This window comes from Streptomyces sp. GbtcB6, from assembly GCF_019091475.1.
In the GTDB taxonomy this organism is placed as follows: domain Bacteria; phylum Actinomycetota; class Actinomycetes; order Streptomycetales; family Streptomycetaceae; genus Streptomyces; species Streptomyces hyaluromycini.
On the sequence record NZ_JAGXJL010000122.1, the window covers coordinates 1 to 7,407 of the forward strand.

Sequence of the window (7,407 nt, forward strand, 5' to 3'; positions counted from 1 at the left end):
GCCTGCCCGCGCCCGGCCCTGCTCCTACCGGTCACCATGCCCGGGACCTGCCGTACCGTCGTTCCCGTCGTTCCCGCACCACCTCGTCGATCCGGGCCCGGATGTGCTCCATGTGCTCCAGGTCGGTCAGCTCACGCTGCTCCGCCAGCTCCTGGGGACTCAGGGCGCCGTATTCGCCGCCGCTGAGCATCGCGTGGTAGAAGACGGTCCAGCCGTCCCCCACCAGGTCCTCGGTGATCGGCTCGCCGTTGGTGACCGCGGTGAAGTTCTCCCGGCGCCGCTTCTGCCAGCCCGGCTCCAGGGAACGCGCCCACGCGTAGTCCGTCACCCTGTTGTCGCGGACGGCGACCGTGGAGGGGGTGCGCTGGAACACGTAGAGCTGCTGGGCCGATTCGGCGAGCGGGGCCACGATCTGGACCGCGGTGGCGCCGGTGCCGATGACGCCGACCCTCTTGTCACCGAGTCCGGTGAGGGGGCTGGAGCTGTCGCCGCCGGTGTAGTCGTAGTCCCATCGCGAGGTGTGGAACAGCTCGCCCTCGAAGCTGTCGATGCCTTCGATGGCCGGCAGCTTGAGCGAGGTGAACGAGCCGTGGGCCACCACCACGTACCGCGCCTGGAACTCGTCGCCGCGATCGGTGCGCACGCTCCATCTGGCGCTCTGCTCCTGCCACTTAAGCCCCGTCACCGAGGTGTGGAAGAGCGCGTGGTCGTAGAGCTTGAAGTGCCTGGCCAGCCGCTGGGCGTGGGCGAGGATCTCGGGGCCGTACGAGTAGCGGCGCCGGGGTATGTAGTCCAGTTCCTCCAGCATCGGCAGATAGACATACGACTCGACGTCGCACATCGCGCCCGGATACCGGTTCCAGTACCAGACGCCGCCGACGTCTCCGCCCTTCTCGACGATGCGGATGCGTTCGACTCCGGCCTTGCGCAGATGTGCCGCGGCGAGCAGACCGCCGAACCCTCCTCCCACCACCATCGCGTCGACCGTGTCGTGCAGCGGCTCGCGCGGCACGACATCGGTGAAGGGGTCCGCCACCAGTTTCTCGCGTCCTGAGAGGTCCAGGATCTCCCGGCGCGAGGGGTCCAGGCGCTTGTCCCGCTCGGCTCGGTACTTGGCGCGCGCCCGATCGAGATCCGTGGGCGCGGCCGAGGTGTGCGTCATCCCTGTTTCTCCGTCCTGACGCCTCCGACCAACGGGGCGATTTTAGAAGAACAGTTAAATGATGTGAAGGTATCTGACACCTGAATCAGCTAACTCAATGCTACAATTCATATGCTCAGCTGGGCAGTGCACGACGCTTGCGGGAGGATCGGCGCACATGACTGAGTTCGGCATGCCCTGGCCCGGTGCGGAGGTCGGCCCGGAGGCCGAGGCCGCGGGCGTCGCGGCCTTCTGCACCGGCGAGTTCGCGGACCACGACGCCTATGTCACGGTCGCCGGGATGGTCGCGTCGACCCGTAGGGCTCTGGTCGGCCCGGCGATCGCCTACGGGTTCTCGCGTACGCCGTTCGCCCATGCGACGGCGATCCGTGACCTGTGGAAGCAGGCACCCGGACGCATCTTCGCGGGCCTGGGCTCGGGGGCGTTCGCCATCAACCGCGACTGGTGCGGTGTGCCCGCGGACCGCCCCGTGGCTCGGATGTCCGAGCTGGTGACGGCCGTACGAGCGTGGCTGCACGCCGAGAACGGGCAACGCATCGGTTTCGAGGGCGAGTTCTACCGGATCGACGCGCGAGTGCAGGCTCCGGTGCTGGGCCGGATCGACGTGCCGATCCTGCTGGCCGGGTTCCAGCACAGGATGGCGACCGCCGCCGGCCGCACGGCCGACGGGATCATCGGCCACGGACTCTTCACGGACGACTGGTGGGACAGCGTGGTCCGGCCGGCCGTCGAGGCCGGCGCGCGCGAGAGCGGACACGACCGGCGGCCGCTGGAACACGGCTGGCTGCTGACCGCGATCGACGACGACGATCCCGAGCGTGCCGTCACCGACATGCGCCGGATGATCGCCTTCTACCTGACCGTACGCACCTACGACACGTTCGCCGCGCACCACGGCTGGACCTCCCAGGTCGAGAAGATCAGGGAGGCGTTCGCCGACGGGCGGTTCGACGACATGGCGCGGGCCGTGACGGACGACATGGTCGACGCCATCGCGTTGTGCGGGAGCACCGCCGACGCGGCGGCCCGCCTCCGCCGGCGCCGGGCGTCGATCGCCCGTGACGTCGCCTACTTCGCGCCGCCGTCGTTCATGGTCGGCGAGCGCCGCCGACAGGCCTACGCACGGTCGAGTCTGGCGCTGATGGACACACTCGACGCCGCCGAAGCCCCCTGAGAGGGGCGCCCCGCAGACATCGCGCATCCACGTCGGAAACCCCCGGCACGCTCATCCCACGACTCCCACGACAGAGGAGACCGGCCATGCCGCAAGCCCAGGACGTCGTCAACGAAGTGCTCGAACTGCTGGAACCGATGGTCGCTCCCGACGGCGGTTCCATCCGGCTCGCGGAGTTCGCTCCCGAGCAGTCCCGTCTGACGGTCGACTACTCCCGAGGCCACAACGACGCCTGCGCCACGTGCGTGCTCGACGGCGAGTCGCTCAAGGCGTTCATCGAGGAGGGACTCCAGACCCGCGGCATCGAACTGGCCGAGGTCACCGTGCGCGAGCCGGACCTGGCCGGCTGAGGCCGCTCCCTCAGCCGGCCACACGGCGGAGCGGGCGGCGAGTCCGGGGACTCGCCGCCCGCTCCGCGTTCGCGCGTCCGCCGCTACCAGCCGACGAGCCGGTCCAGTACCAGCGAAGTGGTGGAGAAGTAGTCGCCGTAGCCGCCGCGGAAGAACAGCAGCGGTGTCTTGGCCGACTCGGCGCGCAGGGCATGGACCCGCCCCACGGCCAGATAGTGGTCGCCGATCTCGACGACCTGCGCGAGCTCGCAGTCGATCCAGGCGACCACGCCGTCGAGCACGGGGTTCCCCAACGGCGAGGGCCGCCAGGGGACGCCGTCGAAGCGGTCGGCGCCCCTGGTCGCCATCGTCCGGCACAGGACCTCCTGGTCGGCCGCCAGTGCGTTGACGCAGTACCGGCCGGCCGCCCGGATCCTGGGGAACGTCCCGGAGGAGCGGTCCGCCAGGAAGGCCACCAGGGGCGGATCGAGGGAGACCGACGTGAACGATCCGACGATCATCCCCTCGGGCCGTCCTTCGGGCACTCCCGCCGTGATGGCCACCACGCTCGTGGGGAAGTTCCCCAGCACCTGGCGGAAGTGGCCCTTGTCGTGCGGGGAGTCCGGCAGGCCGGGGGCAGAGGCGTTTGTTCCGCTCTCACTCTGCATGTGCTCTCTCCTCCTCGCCCACGGCGCCGGAACTCAGATCAGCACCCGCAGCTGCGGAGGCAGTTCGAGACCCATCTGGGCCAGGGAGTTGGCGTGGTAGGCCGCACCCGGGACATGGATCATGTGGGCCAGGCCGACATGCGCGTCCCGCCAGTAGCGCTGCAACGGGTTGTCACGCCGGATGACGTTGCCCCCGGACCTGGCGAAGATCTCGTCGAGGGCCGACACCGCCCGCCAGGCGCAGCGCACCTGGTTGCGCCGGACCCTGGAGCGCTCCTCGACGGAGACCGGCTCTCCGGCCGCGACCTGCTCGTACACCCGGCTGATCCCGTCGATCAGCTGCACACGGGAGGCGGCGATCTCCGCGGCGGCCTCGCCCGCCGAGTAGAGCACGTACGGGTCGTCGCGCACCTGCACACCGGTCACCGCGACCCGGTCGCGCTGCTGGGCCAGGTGGACGTCGAGGGCTCCCTCGCAGGTGCCGATGACGGCCGAGGTGATCCCGAGCGGGAACATCGAGGTGAACGGCAGCCGGTAGAGGGGTTCGGTGACGCCGTTGCCCGCCGCCGCCTCCCCGGCCGACACCTCGTCCTGGTTGACGGTCCGGTAGGCGGGGATGAACGCGCCGTCGACGACGACGTCCTTGCTGCCGGTGCCGGACAGGCCGATGACGTCCCAGGTGTCGTCGACGATCTCGTACGACGACCTGGGCAGGATCACGTGCAGGACGCTCGGCGGCGAGGCCGGCCTGCCCTTGCCGTCCCCGACGAGCGCGCCGAGGAACACCCAGTCGCAGTGGTCGGTCCCCGACGAGAAGGGCCAGCGCCCGGAGAGGACGTAGCCGTCGTCCACCGGCTCGGCGATCCCGTTCGGCATGTAGGGGGAGGCGATCCAGGTGTCCTGGTTCTCGCCCCAGATCTCCTGGGCGACCCGCGGGTCCATCTGTGCGACTTCCCAGGGGTGGACTCCCACGACGCCGCACACCCAGCCGGCGGCACCGTCGTGCCGGGCCACGGCCATCACGGCTTCGGCGAAATCGCGGGGGTGGGCCGCGTAGCCGCCGAACTTGGTCGGCTGGAGCAGGCGCAGCACACCGGCGGAGCGCAGGAGACTCACGGTCTCGTCGCTCAGCTTGCCCAGCTTCTCGTTCTGGACGGCCAGTTCCGCCAGCTTGGGACCGTACTGCTCGACTCTCTCGACGACTTCATGCGCCATGCCCGGCACCTTCCACTTCCGATGTCTTCCGGGTGAGGAACTCCAGCACCACTCGCTCGAACTCGGTCTTGCGCTCCACCTGCACCCAGTGACCGCAACGGGCGAAGGTGTGCAGTTCGACCTCCGGCAGCCACCGGGTGGCGAAGTGCGCCTGGTCGTAGGGGAGCATGCGGTCGTCGCGCCCCCACAGCAGCAGGGTCGGGGTGGTGAAGGACGCCGCCTTGGTCCACAGGGGCGTGTACTTCTGCCGCAGGGCGGGATGGAACATCGACCCGATAATCTTCCGGGTCTTGTCGATGACGCCTTCCTCCAGGGCGTTGTGCATACGCTCGTCGATGAGTTCGTCGGTGATCCTGCTGTGGTCGCTGACCATGGTCCTGATCCAGGCGATCATGCGCTCCCGGATGGGTTCGTCCAGGAACTCGAAGAGCCGTACGAAACCCTCGCTCGGCTCGGCGCCGAACAGCCCCACGGAGAGTCCGCCCGATCCCATCAGAGCCAGCCGACGGACCCGTTCGGGGTGCAGAGCGGCGAGCTCCGCCGCGACCGCTCCGCCCATGGAATTGCCGACGAACACCGCCGACTCGATGCCCAGTTCGTCCATGAGGCCGGCGATCCGGCGCGCGGCGGCCACCGGATAGACCTCGGTGAGTTCCGGCAGGTCGCTGCCGCCGAACCCCGGGAGGTCGGGCGCGATCGTGCGGAAGTGCTCGGCGAAGACGGGCAGGTTGTAGCGGAAGTTCGACCAGGCACTGACGCCGGGGCCTGACCCGTGCAGCAGGAACAGCGGCTCGCCCTCACCGGCCTCGTGGTAGGCGAAGGTGAGTCCCTCCACGTCGTGGGTGACCCTGGTCGACTCGAAGGTGAGTGCGGTCATCGTCCGTCACCCCTCGCTTCTGCTCGTGCTCCAGCTCGGGACGTTTCCATTCCAATGCCTCCCAGTCCGGGTCGATGCGGCGACGGCCCGGAGTACGGCTCGATGTGGTGGTCCGGCCCGGGGTCTTGGACATCGACCGGGTCGGGAAGGCCGGCGTAGGGGACCTCAGGACTTCTGGGTCTGGAGTGTCAGTGCGATGTCGATGAGCATGTCCTCCTGCCCACCGACGAGTTGGCGGCGGCCCGCCTCGACGAGGATCTCCCGGGTGTCGACCCCGTACAGCCGGGCCGCGTTCTCGGCATGGCGCAGGAAACTGCCGTACACGCCGGCGTAGCCGATGGTGAGGGTCTCCCGGTCCACCCGGACGGGACGGTCCTGGAGCGGTCGTACGAGATCGTCGGCGGCGTCCTCCAGCGTGAACAGGTCGCAACCGGTCTTCCAGCCCTTGAGGTTGGCGACCGCCACGAACGGCTCGATGGGGTTGTTGCCCGCGGCCGCGCCCTGTCCGGCCAGCGAGGCGTCGACGCGGTAGGCGCCTTCCTCCACGGCGGCGAGGGAGTTGGCGACGCCGAGCGAGAGGTTCTCGTGGGCGTGGATGCCGATCTGGGTGTCCTCGTCGAGGACCTCGCGGTAGGCCCTGACCCGGTCGCGGACGTCCTCCGAGGTGAGCCGGCCGGCGGAGTCGGTGATGTAGACGCAGTGCGCGCCGTAGGACTCCATCAGCTTCGCCTGCCGGGCGAGTTCGGCCGGCGGGAGCATATGACTCATCATCAGGAACCCGGAGACGTCCATGCCGAGTGCGCGGGCCTCGGCGATGTGCTGGGCCGCCACGTCCGCCTCGGTGCAGTGGGTGGCGACCCGCACCGAGCGCACGCCGAGGTCGTAGGCCTTGCGGAGTTCGGTGATGGTGCCGACGCCGGGCAGCAGCAGGGTCGTGATGACCGCGCGGGGGGCGTTGGCGACGGCGGCCTCGATCCACTCCCAGTCGGTGTGGCTGCCGGGTCCGTAGTTGAGGCTGGCGCCGGCCAGGCCGTCGCCGTGGCTGACCTCGATCGCCGCCACTCCGGCGCGGTCGAGGGCGGCGACGATCCGGCCGACCTGCTCGGGCTCGATGCGGTGCCGGATGGCGTGCATGCCGTCGCGCAGGGTCACGTCCTGGACATAGATCTCGGTCATCGGACCACCAGCTCCGCCTGCTCGACGATCCGCTCGGCGACGCGCAGCGCGGCGGACGTCATGATGTCGAGGTTGCCCGCGTAGGCGGGCAGGTAGTGCGCGGCTCCCTCGACCTCCAGGAACACCGACACCTTGGTGTCGACCGGGCCGGCCGCCTCGGGCAGCAGGGTCGCGGCCTCGGCCCGCTCGATCGGGGTGAACTGCACGTCCTGCACCAGGCGGTAGCCCGGCACATAGGTGGCGACCTCGGCCACCATCTCCGCGACGGACCGGCGGATCTCGTCGTGGTCGGCCTGGCCGACCAGGCAGAACACCGTGTCCCGCATGATCAGCGGCGGCTCGGCCGGGTTGAGGATGATGATCGCCTTGCCGCGGCGGGCGCCGCCCACCGTCTCGATGGCGTGCGCGGTGGTCTCGGTGAACTCGTCGATGTTGGCCCGGGTGCCCGGACCCGCGGAACGCGAGGCGACGGACGCGACGATCTCCGCGTACGGCACCTCGGTCACCCGGGACACGGCGGCCACGATCGGGATGGTGGCCTGACCGCCGCACGTTACCATGTTGATGTTCGGGGCGTCGAGGTGTTCGCCGAGGTTGACCGGAGGGATCACGAAGGGGCCGAGCGCCGCCGGTGTCAGGTCCACCAGCCGCCGTCCGGACCCCTCCAGCGCCCGCGCGTTGGCGACATGGGCGGCGGCGCTGGTGGCGTCGAGCACGATACGCACCCGCTCGAACTCCGGCATGCGGAGCAGGCCCTCGACCCCCTCCGCCGTCGTCGCCACGCCGAGGCGGGCGGCGCGGGCCAG

The 7,407-nt window shown here is 69.9% G+C and carries 8 protein-coding genes; 2 read left to right on the forward strand and 6 right to left on the reverse strand.

Translation table 11 applies throughout. From position 1 onward, the window contains the following. Positions 1-31: 31 nt before the first annotated feature. Positions 32-1,162 carry an NAD(P)/FAD-dependent oxidoreductase gene (locus KVT45_RS54275; RefSeq protein ID WP_217562412.1) on the reverse strand — a complete coding sequence of 377 codons (1,131 nt, stop codon included), beginning with the start codon at positions 1,160-1,162 and terminating at the stop codon, positions 32-34. A 157-nt stretch (positions 1,163-1,319) separates the two neighbouring features. Between KVT45_RS54275 and KVT45_RS54280 the strand changes: the two genes are divergently transcribed. After that, positions 1,320-2,336, forward strand: a complete 1,017-nt coding sequence (locus KVT45_RS54280; RefSeq protein WP_217562414.1) for an LLM class flavin-dependent oxidoreductase — start codon at positions 1,320-1,322, stop codon at positions 2,334-2,336. Positions 2,337-2,422: 86 nt separating this feature from the next. After that, positions 2,423-2,686 carry a NifU family protein gene (locus KVT45_RS54285; protein ID WP_217562416.1) on the forward strand — a complete coding sequence of 88 codons (264 nt, stop codon included), beginning with the start codon at positions 2,423-2,425 and terminating at the stop codon, positions 2,684-2,686. A gap of 83 nt (positions 2,687-2,769) precedes the next feature. Here the strand turns inward: KVT45_RS54285 and KVT45_RS54290 are convergent, their stop codons facing one another. The 5 genes from KVT45_RS54290 to KVT45_RS54310 all read right to left on the reverse strand — a co-directional run. After that, on the reverse strand, positions 2,770-3,333 hold the full coding sequence (locus KVT45_RS54290) for a flavin reductase family protein (protein ID WP_217562418.1): 564 nt from the start codon (positions 3,331-3,333) through the stop codon (positions 2,770-2,772). Between the two features lie 33 nt (positions 3,334-3,366). Continuing rightward, positions 3,367-4,548: a hydroxylase gene (locus KVT45_RS54295; protein WP_217562420.1), complete on the reverse strand. Its 1,182-nt coding sequence runs from the start codon at positions 4,546-4,548 to the stop codon at positions 3,367-3,369. After that, the gene (locus KVT45_RS54300) at positions 4,538-5,425 is read right to left on the reverse strand and encodes an alpha/beta fold hydrolase (RefSeq protein ID WP_217562422.1); all 888 of its coding nucleotides are present in this window, start codon (positions 5,423-5,425) and stop codon (positions 4,538-4,540) included. The genes KVT45_RS54295 and KVT45_RS54300 overlap by 11 nt, the downstream gene beginning before the upstream one ends. A 165-nt stretch (positions 5,426-5,590) precedes the next feature. Next, positions 5,591-6,601, reverse strand: a complete 1,011-nt coding sequence (gene dmpG, locus KVT45_RS54305; RefSeq protein WP_217562424.1) for a 4-hydroxy-2-oxovalerate aldolase — start codon at positions 6,599-6,601, stop codon at positions 5,591-5,593. Continuing rightward, positions 6,598-7,407: acetaldehyde dehydrogenase (acetylating) (locus tag KVT45_RS54310; protein ID WP_217562426.1), on the reverse strand; the 810-nt coding region annotated here is incomplete at its 5' end. The genes KVT45_RS54310 and dmpG, both read right to left, overlap by 4 nt.

Excerpts from the sequence above, each read along its gene's own strand:
- KVT45_RS54275 (WP_217562412.1), bottom strand. The coding sequence starts at position 1,162 with ATGACGCACACCTCGGCCGCGCCCACGGATCTCGATCGGGCGCGCGCC.
- KVT45_RS54280 (WP_217562414.1), top strand. The coding sequence starts at position 1,320 with ATGACTGAGTTCGGCATGCCCTGGCCCGGTGCGGAGGTCGGCCCGGAG.
- KVT45_RS54285 (WP_217562416.1), top strand. The coding sequence starts at position 2,423 with ATGCCGCAAGCCCAGGACGTCGTCAACGAAGTGCTCGAACTGCTGGAA.
- KVT45_RS54290 (WP_217562418.1), bottom strand. The coding sequence starts at position 3,333 with ATGCAGAGTGAGAGCGGAACAAACGCCTCTGCCCCCGGCCTGCCGGAC.
- KVT45_RS54295 (WP_217562420.1), bottom strand. The coding sequence starts at position 4,548 with ATGGCGCATGAAGTCGTCGAGAGAGTCGAGCAGTACGGTCCCAAGCTG.
- KVT45_RS54300 (WP_217562422.1), bottom strand. The coding sequence starts at position 5,425 with ATGACCGCACTCACCTTCGAGTCGACCAGGGTCACCCACGACGTGGAG.
- dmpG (WP_217562424.1), bottom strand. The coding sequence starts at position 6,601 with ATGACCGAGATCTATGTCCAGGACGTGACCCTGCGCGACGGCATGCAC.